This is a genomic window from Rhodoferax sp. SPJ4, from assembly GCF_058216275.1.
The window spans coordinates 382,807-398,364 of sequence record NZ_JBYZMN010000003.1; the positions used below are offsets into that span (position 1 = coordinate 382,807).

14 protein-coding genes are annotated in these 15,558 nt (G+C 68.4%); 7 read left to right on the forward strand and 7 right to left on the reverse strand.

What is annotated here, in order from left to right; genetic code table 11:
- Window positions 1-62: 62 nt before the first annotated feature.
- The gene (locus tag AC4BAR_RS12970) at window positions 63-764 is read right to left on the reverse strand and encodes a class I SAM-dependent methyltransferase (protein WP_490628283.1); all 702 of its coding nucleotides are present in this window, start codon (window positions 762-764) and stop codon (window positions 63-65) included.
- A gap of 101 nt (window positions 765-865) precedes the next feature.
- The gene (locus tag AC4BAR_RS12975) at window positions 866-1,669 is read right to left on the reverse strand and encodes a beta/gamma crystallin-related protein (RefSeq protein ID WP_490628284.1); all 804 of its coding nucleotides are present in this window, start codon (window positions 1,667-1,669) and stop codon (window positions 866-868) included.
- A 179-nt stretch (window positions 1,670-1,848) separates the two neighbouring features.
- Here AC4BAR_RS12975 and AC4BAR_RS12980 point away from each other — a divergent pair, with 179 nt between their 5' ends.
- From AC4BAR_RS12980 to AC4BAR_RS12990, 3 genes are all read left to right on the forward strand, one after another.
- On the forward strand, window positions 1,849-2,238 hold the full coding sequence (locus AC4BAR_RS12980; RefSeq protein ID WP_490628285.1) for a collagen-like protein: 390 nt from the start codon (window positions 1,849-1,851) through the stop codon (window positions 2,236-2,238).
- Between the two features lie 137 nt (window positions 2,239-2,375).
- Window positions 2,376-3,053 (forward strand): maleylacetoacetate isomerase, encoded by a 678-nt coding sequence (gene maiA, locus AC4BAR_RS12985; RefSeq protein WP_490628286.1) that lies wholly within the window; start codon window positions 2,376-2,378, stop codon window positions 3,051-3,053.
- 142 nt (window positions 3,054-3,195) lie between these two features.
- Entirely contained in the window at window positions 3,196-3,846 is a 651-nt protein-coding gene (locus tag AC4BAR_RS12990) for a DUF599 domain-containing protein (protein ID WP_490628287.1), read from the forward strand.
- An 8-nt stretch (window positions 3,847-3,854) separates the two neighbouring features.
- Here the strand turns inward: AC4BAR_RS12990 and AC4BAR_RS12995 are convergent, their stop codons facing one another.
- Window positions 3,855-4,124, reverse strand: a complete 270-nt coding sequence (locus tag AC4BAR_RS12995; RefSeq protein WP_490628288.1) for a VF530 family protein — start codon at window positions 4,122-4,124, stop codon at window positions 3,855-3,857.
- A 40-nt stretch (window positions 4,125-4,164) separates the two neighbouring features.
- On the opposite strand from AC4BAR_RS12995, the gene AC4BAR_RS13000 reads away from it, so the two are divergent.
- On the forward strand, window positions 4,165-4,428 hold the full coding sequence (locus tag AC4BAR_RS13000) for a hypothetical protein (protein WP_490628289.1): 264 nt from the start codon (window positions 4,165-4,167) through the stop codon (window positions 4,426-4,428).
- Window positions 4,429-4,431: 3 nt separating this feature from the next.
- On the opposite strand, the gene AC4BAR_RS13005 is transcribed toward AC4BAR_RS13000, so the two are convergent.
- The 4 genes from AC4BAR_RS13005 to AC4BAR_RS13020 form a co-directional block, all read right to left on the reverse strand.
- On the reverse strand, window positions 4,432-5,220 hold the full coding sequence (locus AC4BAR_RS13005; protein WP_490628290.1) for a ProQ/FINO family protein: 789 nt from the start codon (window positions 5,218-5,220) through the stop codon (window positions 4,432-4,434).
- Window positions 5,221-5,375: 155 nt separating this feature from the next.
- Complete coding sequence (locus AC4BAR_RS13010) at window positions 5,376-8,531, reverse strand: EAL domain-containing protein (RefSeq protein ID WP_490628291.1); 3,156 nt, start codon at window positions 8,529-8,531, stop codon at window positions 5,376-5,378.
- Window positions 8,532-8,705: 174 nt separating this feature from the next.
- A complete protein-coding gene (locus tag AC4BAR_RS13015; protein ID WP_490628292.1) occupies window positions 8,706-9,311 on the reverse strand; it encodes an ABC transporter ATP-binding protein in 606 nt (201 codons plus the stop codon).
- On the reverse strand, window positions 9,302-10,219 hold the full coding sequence (locus AC4BAR_RS13020) for a LysR family transcriptional regulator (protein ID WP_490628293.1): 918 nt from the start codon (window positions 10,217-10,219) through the stop codon (window positions 9,302-9,304). Before AC4BAR_RS13020 ends, AC4BAR_RS13015 begins: the two co-directional genes overlap by 10 nt.
- A gap of 92 nt (window positions 10,220-10,311) precedes the next feature.
- Here AC4BAR_RS13020 and AC4BAR_RS13025 point away from each other — a divergent pair, with 92 nt between their 5' ends.
- The 3 genes from AC4BAR_RS13025 (at window position 10,312) to AC4BAR_RS13035 (ending at window position 15,514) form a co-directional block, all read left to right on the forward strand.
- Entirely contained in the window at window positions 10,312-11,823 is a 1,512-nt protein-coding gene (locus tag AC4BAR_RS13025) for a CoA-acylating methylmalonate-semialdehyde dehydrogenase (RefSeq protein ID WP_490628294.1), read from the forward strand.
- Complete coding sequence (locus tag AC4BAR_RS13030; RefSeq protein WP_490628295.1) at window positions 11,820-13,568, forward strand: GMC family oxidoreductase; 1,749 nt, start codon at window positions 11,820-11,822, stop codon at window positions 13,566-13,568. Before AC4BAR_RS13025 ends, AC4BAR_RS13030 begins: the two co-directional genes overlap by 4 nt.
- A gap of 284 nt (window positions 13,569-13,852) precedes the next feature.
- Window positions 13,853-15,514 (forward strand): MFS transporter, encoded by a 1,662-nt coding sequence (locus AC4BAR_RS13035; protein ID WP_490628296.1) that lies wholly within the window; start codon window positions 13,853-13,855, stop codon window positions 15,512-15,514.
- The last annotated feature ends 44 nt before the right edge of the window (window positions 15,515-15,558 follow it).

A 15,558-nucleotide genomic window follows, 5' to 3' on the forward strand; every position in this document is an offset into this window, starting at 1 on the left:
GCGCGCGCCGCCCCGGTTTTTTTGTGCAATTGTTGGGGGCTGGCGCGGTTTTGCGCCCGGCCTCAGGCCCAGTCGAAGGGCCGGTCGGTGCGCCGGAACACCAGCAGCCGGCCACGGTAGGCCGGCACGCCGGGTGCGGCGGCGGTGTCCAGCCGCTCCTCGCGCAGGCCGAAACCCCGCACCGCCATCTGGCGGCTGAAGGCCGCGCGGTTGCCTCGGTCGGGGTCGACGATCCAGACGGTGGCGCCGGGGGTGGCGTGGCCGTCAATGAAGGCGGCCAGGGCGCCGTCGGCGTCGCGCTCGTAGAGCAGGTCGCTGCCGATCAGCAGGTCGAACTCGCCCTCCACCACCGGCGGGCCGGCAGCGGGTGGCGTGTGGGCGCCCCAATGGCCTTGGCGGTAGGCCAGCGGCGGCAGGCCGTTGAGGGCAAGGTTGGCGGCCAGAAAGCTGGCAGTCAATGGGTGGCAGTCGCTGGCGGTCATGTTGGCGCCGCGCCGGTGGCCGACCAGGCTGGCCAGGGCCAGGCCGCAGCCCAGTTCCAGAATGCGTTCGGTACTCACCGGCCGGCGCGCCAGCCGCGCCGCCAGGTGGGCGCCCGAGGGCCACAGCAGACCGAACAGCGGCCAGCTGGCCGAAGAAATGCCGAGCCGGGCCGCCTCGCCGAGTGGGTCGGCGAACTGCTGCCGGTCGAGCAAGGAGCGGATGACAAGGTCGTCCACGCCGGCCACGGCGATGGATTCCTGCTTGGTCTGGTAGCCGGGCATGGGGGCGTCAAAGCCCCGCAGGAAAGGCCTCAGAAAGAGTGGGTCAAGTCAGGGGAGTATGCGCTGGGGGGCCGGCGTGCCGTCCACCCCCAGGCGCAGGCTCACTGGCGGGGTTCGCCGTCGCGGTTGACGGTGATGGTCGGGCCCGGGGCGGCGGCCATCTGCAGCCGGTGCTCGGTGCCGCGGAAGTTGTAGGTCACGTCCCAGTACTGGGGCTGGCCGCTGGTCACGGTTTCGCAGCGCTGCACATCGCGTTCGCTGGCGGGTTCGCCACGGCGACCGACGTTGGCGCCGATGGCACCGCCGGCCACCGCACCGCCCACGGTGGCGATGTCACGGCCGGTGCCGCCACCGACCTGGTGACCCAGGATGCCGCCGATCACCGCGCCGGCAATGCCGGCCCCGACGTTGGCGCCGCCGCTGGTGCCCGGCACCTGCTGGCGTTCCACCCAGCAGCGCTGCTCCGGCGTGCCCATCACCGCCCGTGCTGAACTCACTGGCACGGAGAAGGTGCGCTCGTTGGCGCGCTGGCGGTAGGCGTAATCGGGTTCCGACTGCGGCTCGGGCGCCTCGTTGGCATAGCGGCCCCGGCCATTCACCGGCCGCATCGACGAGACCTGGTTGTCCAGGCCCATGCCACGCAGCGAGTTGTAGCTGCCCCGGCGCAACACCACGCAGCGGCCCTGGAAGCCGGCGTTTTCGCAGACCTCCCAGCGGCCGTTGGCCACCACCGCCGACGAGGCGCGGTCGTTGAAGCCGGTGCGGGCCAGGTTGGGCACGGTTTTGTTGCTGGTGAAGGCCTGGCCGCGGTAACCCTCGGCCTCATAAAAGGTGACCTGGGCCATTGCGGGCGCGGCCAGCAGCAGCGCGGCAACGGTGAGAAAGGCTTGACGTGTGGGGTTCATGGCGGTGTCCTGTGTCTGGATGACTTCTCCACCTTAGCCCTGCCCGGGATGGCGGTCTGTGCGTTGCCGTACGGGCGAAGCGGTTTCTGGGTGGCGCAGCGCACAGACGCCGGGCCGCCATGCGCCCATGCTCGCTGGATGTGCACGCCGTGCCATGACCCCGTTACCAAGGACATTCCATGAACCACCTTCTCACCACCGCATTGCTTGCGTCCGCTTGTCTGCTGGGTGCCTGCACCGGCCCGGCCGGCCCGCAAGGCATCCAAGGCGACACCGGTTACACCGGCGCCAAGGGCAACACCGGCAGCCAGGGCAACACCGGTTACACCGGCGCCCAAGGCAACACTGGCAACACCGGAAATACCGGTAGCACAGGCTACACCGGTGCCACCGGCGCCACCGGCGCCATGGGCAGCACTGGCGCCACCGGGGACACCGGCAGCACAGGCAGCACAGGCAGCACAGGCAGCACGGGTTACACCGGCGCCACCGGTGCCACTGGCGCCAAGGGCAACACCGGCAGCACCGGCTCGGGTGGCAGCACCATCGTGGTGGTCCCGCCGAAGTAAGTCTCCCTTCTCCCCGTTCCGGTGGCCGCCTCCAAGGCGGCGAATCCGGCGGGGAGGCCGGGCGAGCCCACGCGGGCTTTCGGCGCTGGCAGTGCCAAACGGCGCCACAATGGCCGCTGGACCTTTGGAGCCTGCCCATGACCACCGCCGACCCTGCCGCTGCCCCGTTCGAACTGTTTGCCTTCTGGCGCACCTCCGCGACCTACCGGGTGCGGGTGGCGCTGAACCTGAAGGGCCTGAGTGCCCATGAGCACATCGTCAACCTCGATGCTGGCGAGCAGCGCAGCGAGGCCTTTCTGAAGATCAACCCGCTGGGCGCCATTCCGGCGCTGGTGGTGGCCGGCCAGCCGCCGCTGACGCAGTCGCTGGCCATCCTCGAATTCCTGGACGAATACCAGCCCCAGCCACCGCTGTTACCCGCCGACTTGCATGGCCGGGCCCGGGTGCGGGCGATCGCCGGCATGCTGGCCACCGACACCCACCCGCTGGTGACGCCGCGGGTGAAGAAATACCTCACCACCACCGGCGGTTTCGACGACGCGGCTTTCCGCGCCTGGCAGACCCACTGGTTTGGCACCGGCCTGGCGGCGGTGGAGCAGCGGCTGGCCAGCGAGTCGGCCACCGGCGTCTTCTGCCACGGCGACCAGCCCGGCATGGCCGACATCTGCCTGGCCAGCATCACCGCGGTGATGCGGGTCTTCAAGATCGATCTGCCCGAGTTGCCCACGGTGCGACGCATCGTGGCGGCCTGCGACGCGCTGGAGGCCTTTGCCGCCGCCGCGCCGCACCGCCAGGTGGGTGCGCCGCCGGCCTGAACTCCGGCTGCGTGGTTTCGCTGCTGGGTCAAAATCCAGGCTGTGAGGCCAGCCTGCCGAACCGCCCCGTGGCCCCGAGGATTCCCATGACCATTGACCCGCGCCCCGCACCCACCTGCCCCCGCTGGAACGGAGGCCGCGCATGAGCCCGACCGAAAGCTGGTACGCCGCGGCCGCCACCGTGGCGGTGATGGTGTTGTACGAGCTGGTGCTGGCCTGGCTGCAGAAACGCGACCCGCGCCAGCTGGCCCGCTCGGTCAACGTGGTGTTGCGTGAAGACTGGCTGGAGGCCTTGTCGGCCCACGAGGGCAGCGAAATCCTGGCGGTGCAGACGCTGCGCAACTCGCTGATGTCGTCCACCATGATCGCCTCCACCGCGGCGCTGGGGCTGATGGGCACGGCCACCTTGGCCGCGCCGTCGCTGCATGCCAGCCTGGGCGAGGGCGTGGCGGCGGTGTTGACGCCGCGGCTGGCGCTGGAGCTGGCTTTGATGGCGCTGCTGTTTTCGTCGCTGGTGAGCTCGGTGATGGCGGTGCGCTACTACAACCACGCCGGCTTCATCACCGCGCTGCCGGTGGGTTGCGTGGCCCGCGCCCGCTGGGCCGGGGCCGGCAAGGTCTACCTGCGTCGCGCCGGGCTGTTGTACAGCTGGGCGCTGCGCCACCTGATCCTGGTGGCGCCCTTGCTGGCGTCCATGCTGCACCCGATGGCCGGGCCTTTCGCCGCGCTGCTGGTGGTGGCGGTGTTGTACGGCTTTGACCGTTTCAGCGTCAGCGTGGCGGCGGCCCGCTGAAAGCCTGCTCAGCGACCGCGGCGCTGCTCGCGCAGCATGAACAGGTAGAGGTCCTCGACCTTGTCGCGGGCCCAGGGCGTCTTGCGCAAAAACTTCAGGCTGGAAGCCACGCTGGGGTCGTGGGTGAAACAGCGCACCGCGATGCGCTGGCCCAAACCCTCCCAGCCGTAGTGGTCGGCCAGCGCGCTGACCATGGCCTCCAGCGTCACGCCGTGCAGCGGGTTGCGGGGCTGGGCCGGTGGCGGGTTGTTCGGGGGCAGGTCGGGCGGCGTGCTCATGCCGTCATTGTGCGGCCTGGGTGGTCGCACAATGGCCACCATGGACCTGATGCCCGAGATCGATCGCTTGCCTGAGGGCTACAGCGAAGGTCTGTACCAGGGCCAGCGCTATGGCATCACCAAGACCTGTTTCAACGGCGGCCGCTCGGTCAAGGTCTTTGCCCGGGCGCTGGGTGGCACCGACTTTGTGAGCCTGAATTGCTACCTCACCACGGGCGGCGAGCGGGTCAAACCCTGCGAGATGCCGCTGGCCAAGGTGGCGACCTTTCTGCGCGGGGTGCAGCGGCTGCCCGGCAGCCGCTGAGGCTCACTCGGTGGTGGTGGGCGTGGCGGTCGTGGTCGGGGAGGTCTCAGGCCGGCCCAGTGTGCGGGCCACATCGCGCGGGTCCAGGCCGTACATGCTGGCAAAGGCGGCGATGTCCTGGCCGCTCAGCGTGAAGGCCCGGCGCAGGGCCTCGGCCTTGGCGTGGCGGGCGGCGGCCTCGGCCAGGGCTTCGGCCAACAAGGCATTGCCGGCCTCGTCCTTGCCGTGCAGCCGTTCGCCATAGGCTTCGCGGCTCAGGCCAGAGGCCTCGAAGGCGCGCACCAGGTCTTGCACCACACGGGCCCGCAGCGCGGCCTGCTGGTCAGGGGCGGTGCGGCCCAGGCGGCGGCGAAACACCTCCATCAGCGCGTGGTGCACATGCTCGGGGGCCATGGGCTCGACCGGCTGGCCGGCCAGGTCGTGCCGCGCCATGCCGGAGGCCACCGCGTTCAGGTAGCGGGTGGAGCGGGTGTGCAAGGCCAGCGCGGTCTTCAGCGCCTCGCGCTCGAAGGCCTCGGGGTGGGCGGCCAGCAGTTCCTGAAAGATGCCGCGCTTGAGCGGGCGGAACACCGCGCCGAACAGGGCCGGGTACAGCGTGGCGAGCTGCTCCAGCGCCGGGTGCACCGGGGCGCCGCGTTTGGCCTGGGCCGGGGCGGGGCCGCGACGGCGCTTGTCTTGTCGCTGAGGGCGGCTGGCCGTCGTCGCAGGGGCGGTGCTGTCAGCGCTGAGCGAGGGCGTGGCGTCGGCAGCGGCCGTGTGGGGGGGCAAGGGGGTGTCGGCAATGTCGGACATGGTGGGCTGCGGCCGGAGGAAAACCCGACATCATGCCAGCCGGCGGCCCTTGGCGTCCGGCCCAGGCCATCATGGGTGGGCCGCCCTCTGGCCGCTTGCTCTGATTTCAGGAGCTTCCAAACACCACGGGGCCGCGGCCTGGGACCGAAAAGGGCTCAGGCCCGTTGGCGCTGCTCTTGCTCCATCAGGCGCTCAAAGACCTCGGCCGAGACCGGGCGGCTGAACAGAAAGCCCTGGGCCTGGTCGCAACCGACCTCGTCCAGAAAGGCCAGCTGGGCCGGGGTTTCGACGCCCTCTGCAATCACCTGCAGGTTCAGGTTGTGGCCCAGCTGCACCACCGCGCGGACGATGGCGGCGTTGCCGGTGGCCGACAGGTCTTGCGGGATGAAGGACTGGTCGATCTTGAGTTTGTCCACCGCCAGCTGCTGCAGATAGGACAGGCTGGAGTAGCCGGTGCCGAAGTCGTCGATGGACAGCTTGACGCCCAGGGCCTTCAGGTCGAGCAGGGTCTTGACGGTGGCGGTGAAGTCCTGCAACAGCACCGACTCGGTCAGTTCCAGCTCCAGCAGGTCGGGGTGCAGGCCCGAGTTGGCCAGCGCGCGGCGCACCATTTCGAGCACATCGCCGCGCTTGAAATGCAGTGACGACAGGTTGACCGCCACCACCGGCGGGATGGCCAGCCGGTCCTGCCACAGCCGGCCTTGGCGACAGGCTTCGTTGAGCACCCATTCGCCCAGCGGCACGATGTGACCGCTGCGCTCGGCCAGTGCAATGAACTGCGACGGCGCGATCAGCCCGTCGGTCGGGTGCTGCCAGCGCACCAGGGCCTCGGCGGCGACGATGCGGCCGCTGCGGATGTCGACCTGCGACTGGTAGTGCAGCACGAACTCGCCGCGTCGCAGTGCGCTGGTCAGGCCGCCGGTCAGCCGGATTTGCTCCAGCGCCCCCTTCTTCATGTCGCGCGAGTAGAAGCGGTAGGTGTCGCCGCCAGCCTCCTTGGCGCTGTCGACCGCAGCCCGCAGGTGGCGGTGCAAGGTGTCGAAATCCTCGCCATCGCCGGGGAAGAAACCGATGCCGATGCAGCACGACACGTTGAGGGTGCCGCCGTCCAGCGCGATGGGCTCGCTCAAGGCCTCGCGGATGGCGGTGACCAGGCCGATGACGGCCGGGATGTCGTGCTGGCCGTTGAGCAGCACGATGAATTCGTCGCCGCTGTGGCGGCTGATGGTGGCGGTGGCGGGGATGGCCTGGCGCAGCCGCTCGACCACCAGCACCAGCACCTGGTCGGCCACCGCGTGGCCCTGGCTGTCGTTGATTTCCTGGAAGCGGTCGAGGTCGATGTAGAGCATGCTGACCGTTTTGCCGTCCATTTCGGCGATGCGGGCGGCATGCTCGAAGCGGTCGCGCAGCAGCAGGCGGTTGGGCAAATTGGTCAGCGCGTCGAAGTTGGCCAGAAACTCCAGCCGCTCCTTGGCCGCCGCATGCTCGGTGCGGGTGCGCAGCGTCAGGATGCCGTAGGCCAGGTCGTTGGCCAGCTCCATCAGCAGCTCCAGCTCTTCGGGGTCGAAGGTGTTGGCCTCGGCCGCGTAGAGGTTGAGCGCACCCAGGGTCTGGCCATTGCAGACCAGCGGCAGGGCCACGCTGGACTGGAAGCCGCGCTCGGCGGCCGAACCGCGCCAGGCGTCCATGCGCGGGTTGGTGAGCACGTTCTGGTTGATGCTGGGCAGGCCGGTGCGGATGGCGGTGCCGGTGGGGCCATGGCCTTGCACGTTGTCGGCCCAGCTGATGCTCACCTGGTCGAGGTAGCCGGCCTCGTGGCCATGCTGGGCGATGGGCCGCACGGTCTTGGCCTCGTCGTTGTCGGCGTAGCCCACCCAGGCCATGCGGTAGCCGCCGTTGACCACGCAAAGCCGGCAGATCTCGGCCAGCAGGCGGTGCTCTTCTTCGGCCTGCACCAGTGCCATGTTGCAGTCGCTGAGCAGCCGCAGGTCGCGGTTGGCGCGCTCCAGTGCCAGCTTGCCGAGCCGGCTTTCGGTGATGTCCTGCACCGTGCCCACTGCCCGCTCCGCCCGGCCCTGGCCGTCGAGCTGCATTTCGCAGCGTTCGTGCACGTACTTGATGCGGCCGTCCGACATTTGCAGCCGGAAGGTGCTGGCGTAGGGCCGGCGCCGGGCCATGGCCTCGCCAAAGCCCTTGCGCACCGCGTCGCGGTCTTCGGGGTGGACGGCGGCCATGAAGGCGTCGTAGGTGCCGTCGAAGCGCGACCGGTCGAGCTCGAAAATGTGGAAGGTTTCGTCCGAGCCGGTCAGCTGGCGGGTGGACAGCGTCACCTCCCAGCTGCCCAGCCGGGCCAGGCGCTGGGCCTCTTTGAGTTGGGCCTCGCTGCGCTGCATGTCGCTCTGGGCGGTGTTGCGTTCGTCGGCCAGGCGCTGCAGCTTGGCCTGGGTGTCGGCCAGCCGGGCCATCACCGTGCCCGGCTGCGCGGCGGTGTTCGGCCAGCTGTCGGAGAAGTCGCCGGAGCCCAGCCGGGTGATCTGGGCATGGACCTGGTCCACCGGTCCGCCCATGATGGCGTGGAAGGCCTTGGCCGAGCGGTAGACCATGAACAGCAGCACCAGCCCAAAGCCAATCAGCACCCAGCGCATGGCCAGCGCCCGCTGCTCGGCGTCGGCCACGGCCTGGGCGGTGCGGGTCTCCATGCGGCGGGTGAAGTCGGCGACCGGCCGCAGGATGTCGGCCTTGGCGGTCAGGTAATTGGCATCCAGCAACAGGGCGCGGGCCTGCCGGTGGGCGGCTTCGGCGCCGTCACCGCTGACCTGGCGCAGGCGCATGGCCTCGCGTTCGGTACGGGTCAGCTGGTCCGACAGTTCCTTGGAGCGGGCCAGCACCGCGAACTCGTCGTCGGTGAAGCCGGCGGCCTGCATCCGGGCCAGCAAGGCCTCACCGGCGCCCTTGGCCGGGGGCGGCTCGGCCGAGTCGGCCATCACCAGGTCCCAGTACACGTTGTCGTAGCCGGGCGGCTTGGGCACGCGGCCGTCGCGGATGTCGAGGATCTGCTGGAAATGGCGGGCGTAGCGGGGCTCGCCGGTGGCCACATAGAGCCGCGCCATGCGGGTCAGGTCGTTGGAGGACTGACGCAACTCCTCCACCAGCAGCAGCGACTGGACACGCCGGGTGTTGGCCATGTCGATGGTTTTTTCGGCCGCCACATAGACCACAAAGCTGCACACCATGGCCGCCATCACCGCCAGGGTGAGGGCGATCTGGCGCGCAAACGGGGTGGATGGCAGGTGCATGGTGGGTGGCTTCATGGGCCCTGTCCCCAGGGGCAGGCGCCATGGTGCTGAGGATAGGCCAATTCACTGCGCTTTTTGGCCGGTGTTTGACCGTCGGGTGTCGATTGCGGCCCTTTCCGGCAGGATTGTGCGGTTCGTCTGATGCAGCGCAAACCGCCGGCCAGCGTCCTCGGGTGGGGCCTGCGGGGCTCAGTCACCGCCCAGGTCCACGCTGCTGGCCAAAGGCAGGCCGTCCAGCGGGTGGTGGCTGGCCACCAGAAAAGCCCGGCGGCGGTGGCCGGCCGCGTCTTCCAGCAGGTCCAGCACCACCCGGGCGGCCGCGCCGTCGAGTGCGGCCAGCGGTTCGTCCAGCAAGGTCAGCGCCGCGCCCGAGGCGAAGGCCGCGGCCAGCCAGACCTTGCGCTTGCTGCCGGTGGACAGCGCGTACAGCGGCTTGTGCCAATGCGGCGCCAGCCCCAGCGCCTCTGCCAGTTCGTGCGCCAGGCTGGCGTCAAAGCCCGGGTGGGGGCTGGCCAGTGCGGCCCAGGCCTCGGTGGGCGTGGCGCTGTCCAGCGCGTCGGACTGCGGGTCGGCCCAGAACACCGCCAGGTCGGCAGGCAGCGTCGCGTGGGTGGTGAGGTCCGGCGGCTGGGGCGCGCCGGCCAGCAGCCGCAGCAGCGTGGTCTTGCCGCTGCCGTCGCCGCCGCGCAGCCAGCTCAGGCCGGGGGGCAGCGTCAGGGCCAGGCCGTCGAACAGCGTGCGGTGCGGGGTGTGGGCGCACAGGTCTTTGGCCAGCAGCACCGGGCTCAACGCCATGCGACCTCCAGCGCCTTCCAGGCCGCGGCCACCACCGGCTCGGCCGCGCGCGACTTCAGGCAGACAAAGCTCAGCACACAGTCCAGCCCCACCTTGTCGGCAATCACCAGGCCATGGGCCTGGCTTTCGCGGATGGCAATCGAGTCGCGCACCAGGCTCAGGCCCACGCCGGACTTCACCAGGTCCAGCATCGACGCCTCCTGGTCCACCAGCGCCACCCGCTTGGGCTCCAGCCCCAGCGGCTCGAAGGCGCTGGCCAGCAGCCGGTGGTGGGCCGAGGCCGGTGGGGTGGCCAGCCAGGGCAGCGCGGCCAGGGCCCGCCAGTCGCGGCCCAGCACCTGCGGGCCCCAGCCGGCCGGGGCCACTACCCGGTAGGTGAAATGGGTCAGGGCCCGGGCTTCGAAAACGGGCGCGGGCTCGCCGGCTTTGACGCCGGCCAGGCCCTCGGGCAGGCCCAGGTAGAAGCCCACGTCCAGTTCCTGGCGGGTCAGCAGGGTCAGCATTTCGCCGCTCATGCCCTGGCGCAGCTCGGTCTCGATCTGCGGTGCCGATTCCACCAGCACCTTCAGGAAAGCGCCCAGGCGGATGAATTCCGGGTCCAGGATGGTGCCGATGCGCAGCCGGCCGCGCACCGTGGTCTGCAGACCCAAAGCCGCCTGGCCGAAGTCGTGCAGCGCGGCCAGTGCCCGCTCGGCCTGCGGCAGCAGGGCCGCGCCATCGCGGGTCAGCACCAGGCCCTGGGGGGTGCGGGTGAAGAGCTGCAGGCCGGTGCTCTCGGCCAGGCTTTTGAGTTGCAGGCTGACCGCCGGCTGGCTCAAATGCAGCTGCTGGGCGGCCCGCGAGACGTTGCCCTCGCGCGCCACGGCCACAAAGGCACGCAGGGTTTGGGGTTCGGTCAGTGCGGCCATATTTGCGAAATTTATACACCTGTTTTGGCGAAGTCATTGGCAAGAACCTCGCCGATTCGGGATACTGACGCCCTTTACAGGGCAGAGACACCATGAGCGCAGCAAATATTCCCCACCACATTCAGGGCCGAGCCACGGCCGCCTCATCGACCCGTTTCCAGGACGTGTTCAACCCCGCGACCGGTGCGGTGACCGGCCGGGTGGCGCTGGCCAACGCCGCCGATGTGGCGTCTGCCGTGGCGGCCGCACAACAGGCTTTTCCGGCCTGGGCCGACACGCCGCCCATCCGCCGCGCCCGGGTGATGTTCAAGTTCCTGGAACTGCTGAACCGCCACAAGGACGAGCTGGCCCGGATGATCACTGCCGAGCACGGCAAGGTCTTCACCGACGCCCAGGGCGAGGTGGCGCGTGGCATCGACATCGTCGAGTTCGCCTGCGGCATCCCGCAGCTGCTGAAGGGCGATTTCACCGACCAGGTGTCGACCGGCATGGACAACTGGACGCTGCGCCAGCCACTGGGCGTGGTGGCCGGCATCACGCCATTCAACTTCCCCGTCATGGTGCCGATGTGGATGTTCCCGGTGGCCATCGCCGCGGGCAACAGCTTCGTGCTCAAGCCCAGCCCCATCGACCCCAGCCCCAGCCTGTTCATCGCCGACCTGCTCAAGCAGGCCGGCCTGCCTGACGGCGTGTTCAACGTGGTCCAGGGCGACAAGGAAGCGGTCGACGCGCTGCTGGTGCACCCCGACGTGAAGGCGGTGAGCTTTGTCGGCTCGACGCCGATCGCCAACTACATCTACGAGACCGGTGCCCACCACGGCAAGCGGGTGCAGGCCCTGGGCGGCGCCAAGAACCACATGGTGGTGATGCCCGACGCCGACATCGAGCAGTCGGTGGACGCGCTGATCGGCGCGGCCTACGGCAGTGCCGGCGAGCGCTGCATGGCGATTTCGGTGGCGGTGCTGGTGGGCGACGCCGCCGACAAAATCATGCCGGCGCTGATTGAGCGCACCAAGACCCTGAAGGTCTTGAACGGCAGCAACCTGGCGGCCGAGATGGGCCCCATCGTCACGGCCATCGCGCAGCAGCGCATCACCGGCTACATCGAGCAAGGTGTGAAAGAAGGCGCGCAGCTGCTGGTCGATGGCCGGGGCTTCGACGGTGCCAAAGCCGGCGAGGGCTGCGCGGGAGGCTTCTGGCTGGGCGGCACGCTGTTCGACCATGTCACACCCGAGATGCGCATCTACAAGGAAGAAATCTTCGGCCCGGTGCTGAGCTGTGTGCGGGTGCCCGACTTCGCCACCGCGGTGAAGCTGGTCAACGACCACGAGTTCGGCAACGGTGTGAGCTGCTTCACCCGCGACGGCAACGTGGCGCGCGAGTTCGCCCGCCGCATCCAGGTCGGCATGGTGGGCATCAACGTGCCGATTCCGGTGCCCATGGCCTGGCATGGCTTCGGCGGCTGGAAGAAGAGCCTGTTCGGCGACATGCACGCCTACGGCGAAGAAGGCGTGCGTTTCTACACCAAGCAAAAGAGCGTGATGCAGCGCTGGCCCGAGAGCATCGGCAAGGGCGCCGAGTTTGTCATGCCCACCGCCAAATGAGCGCGGCCAACCAAGGCGCCGAGTCCCCGGAAGCGGCCGAGCTGGCGTTTGACTACATCGTCGTCGGTGGCGGCACCGCCGGCAGCCTGGTGGCGAACCGGCTCAGTGCCAACGGCACCAAGCGGGTGCTGCTGGTGGAGGCCGGCCGGCGTGACGACTACCACTGGATCCACATCCCGGTGGGCTACCTGCATTGCATCGGCAACCCGCGCACCGACTGGCTCTACAACACCGAGGCCGACGCCGGCCTGAACGGCCGCCGGCTGCGTTACCCGCGTGGCAAGACGCTGGGTGGCTGCTCCAGCATCAACGGCATGATTTACATGCGCGGCCAGGCCCGCGACTACGACCACTGGGCCCAGCTCACCGGCGACGACGCCTGGCGCTGGGACGAGGCGCTGGCGGCCTTCAAGCAGCACGAAGACCATTACAAGCTCGACCCCGGCCAGCCCACGGTCAACGCCAATTTCAAGCGTTTCCATGGCCACGGCAGCCAGCACCCGCAGCACAAACAGGCGGTGCGCAAGGCCGGCGGTGAATGGCGGGTGGAGAAGCAGCGCCTGCGCTGGGACATCCTTGACGCCTTTGCCAAGGCCGCCACCCAGGCCGGCATTCCGGCCACCGACGACTTCAACACCGGCAACAACGAGGGTGTGGGCTATTTCGAAGTCAACCAGAAGGACGGCTGGCGCTGGAACACCGCCAAAGCCTTTCTCCGACCCACCTGCTATGGCCGTTCCAATTTTGAGATGTGGACCCGGGCCGAGGTCAACCGGCTGGTGTTCGCGCCGCACGACGACCCCAGCGGCCAAACCAAGTTGCGCTGCACCGGTGTGGAGGTGTGGAGCGGCCACGAGATGGTGACCGCCACCGCCGCCTGCGAGGTGGTGCTGTGCGCCGGCGCCATCGGCTCGCCGCACATCCTGCAGCGCTCCGGTGTAGGCCCAGGCGCGCTGTTGCAGCAGCACGGCATCCCGGTGCTGGTGGACCTGCCCGGCGTGGGCGCCAACCTGCAAGACCATTTGCAGATCCGCGCGGTGTTCAAGGTGCAGAACGCGCTGACGCTCAACACCATGGCCAACAGCTGGTGGGGCAAGGCCAAGATGGGGCTGGAGTACGCGCTCAAGCGCAGCGGGCCGCTGAGCATGGCGCCGTCGCAGCTCGGCGCTTTCACCCGCAGCGACCCGTCGCGCGAATGGGCCAACCTGGAGTACCACGTGCAGCCGCTGAGCCTGGACGCCTTCGGCGAGCCGCTGCATGCCTTCCCGGCCTTCACCGCCAGCGTCTGCAACCTCAACCCCACCAGCCGCGGCACGGTGCAGCTCAAAAGCCCCCGGCTGGAAGACGCGCCGGCGATCAAGCCCAACTACCTCAGCACGCCGGAAGACCGCCAGGTGGCGGCCGATTCGCTGCGGGTGACGCGGCGCATCGTGGCCCAGCCGGCGCTGGCCGCCTACCAGCCCGAGGAATGGAAGCCCGGCGTGCAGTTCCAGACCGACGAGGAACTGGCCAAACTGGCCGGCGACATTGCCACCACCATCTTTCACCCGGTGGGCACCACCAAGATGGGCCGCGCCAACGATCCCATGGCGGTGGTGGATTCGCGGTTGCGGGTGCGCGGCATTGCCGCGCTGCGGGTGGTCGATGCCGGTGTGATGCCCACCATCACCAGCGGCAACACCAACTCGCCGACGCTGATGATTGCCGAAAAGGCCGCGGCCTGGATCGCGGCCGACCACTGCTGAGCGTGCCTCGCAACCTAACAACGGGGCGTCCACAGGTCGGTGATGCGACCTGCTGGATGCCCGGTGGCGCTCTCACCGGGCGGGCCTGTTGAAAATTCAATCCTAAGGTTTACCCGCAAGCTTTGGGCTCAAATTCGCATCACGAAAGCTTTTCTAAGGGTTAGAACTTAGTTTGTAAGCGTCTGTACAGCTACCCGTCAGCGATGGGTCAGACCCCACCGCCACAGTCGGCCTCCTCCACCCCGTCGGGGTGATATTTATTCACAGGTTGAAGGAGACGATCCATGGCGACAGCACCCGCAGCGCGTCCCATGTCCGCTGAAGAACGCAAGGTCATCTTTGCGTCCTCGCTGGGCACGGTTTTCGAGTGGTATGACTTTTATTTGTACGGTTCGCTCGCAGCGATCATTGCCAAGCAGTTCTTCTCGGGACTGGACGCCGGCTCGGCGTTCATCTTCGCGTTGCTGGCATTCGCCGCCGGCTTCATCGTGCGCCCCTTCGGCGCGTTGGTGTTCGGCCGTCTGGGCGACATGATCGGTCGCAAGTACACCTTCCTGGTGACCATTCTGCTGATGGGTGCGTCGACCTTCATCGTGGGCCTGCTGCCCAACTACGCCACCATCGGTGTGGCCGCTCCCGTCATCCTGATCGCGCTGCGCATGCTGCAAGGTCTGGCACTGGGTGGTGAGTACGGTGGCGCCGCCACCTACGTGGCCGAGCATGCCCCCATGGGCAAGCGCGGTGCCTACACCGCCTGGATTCAGACCACCGCCACGCTGGGCCTGTTCCTGTCGCTGATCGTGATCCTGACGACCCGCACCATCATCGGTGAAGCTGCCTTCGCCGACTGGGGCTGGCGCGTGCCTTTCATCGTCTCCATCTTGCTGCTGGGCATCTCGGTCTACATCCGACTGTCGATGAACGAGTCGCCGGCTTTCGCCAAGATGAAGGCCGAAGGCAAGACCTCCAAGGCCCCGCTGTCCGAGTCCTTCGGCCAATGGAAGAACCTGAAGATCGTGATCCTGGCGCTGATCGGCTTGGTCGCTGGCCAGGCTGTGGTGTGGTACACCGGCCAGTTCTACGCACTGTTCTTCCTGACGCAGTCGCTGAAGGTTGATGGCGCCACCGCCAACCTGCTGATCGCCGGCGCGCTGGTCATCGGTACGCCGTTCTTCATCGTCTTCGGTGCCTGGTCTGACAAGATTGGCCGCAAGCCCATCATCATGGCCGGTTTGCTGCTGGCTGCGGTGACCTACTTCCCGGTCTTCGAAGCGCTGACCAAGGCCGCCAACCCTGACCTGCACGCCGCACAAAAGGCCAACAAGGTCATCGTGCATGCCAACCCCGCCGAGTGCTCGTTCCAGTTCAACCCGACCGGCACCGTCAAGTTCACCAGCTCGTGCGACATCGCCAAGCAGGTGCTGGCCGCCAGCTCGGTGAGCTACGACAACGACCTGACGGTTCCCGCTGGCACCGTGGCCGCGATCTCCATCGGTGAGACCAAGATCGAGGGCTACTCGGCCAAGGGCCTGCCGGCTGACGAAGCCAAGGCCAAGGACGCCGCCTTCAAGAAGGCCGTGGCCGACGCGCTGAAGGCCGCTGGCTACCCCGCCAAGGCCGATCCGGCCAAGGTCGACAAGGTCATGATCATCGTGATCCTCAGCTACCTGATGATCCTGGTGACCATGGTGTACGGCCCGATCGCCGCGATGCTGGTGGAAATGTTCCCGACCCGCATCCGCTACACCTCCATGTCGCTGCCTTACCACATTGGTAACGGCTGGTTCGGTGGCTTGCTGCCCACGACCGCCTTCGCCATCGTGGCCCAGACCGGCAACATGTACAACGGCCTGTGGTACCCCATCATCATCGCCGCTGTGACCTTCGTCATCGGCATGGTGTTCGTCCGCGAAACCAAGGACGTGGACATCTACGCAGGCGACTGAAGCCCCTTCCCGGTCATTGGGCTGACACCACGGTGACGGCCCCT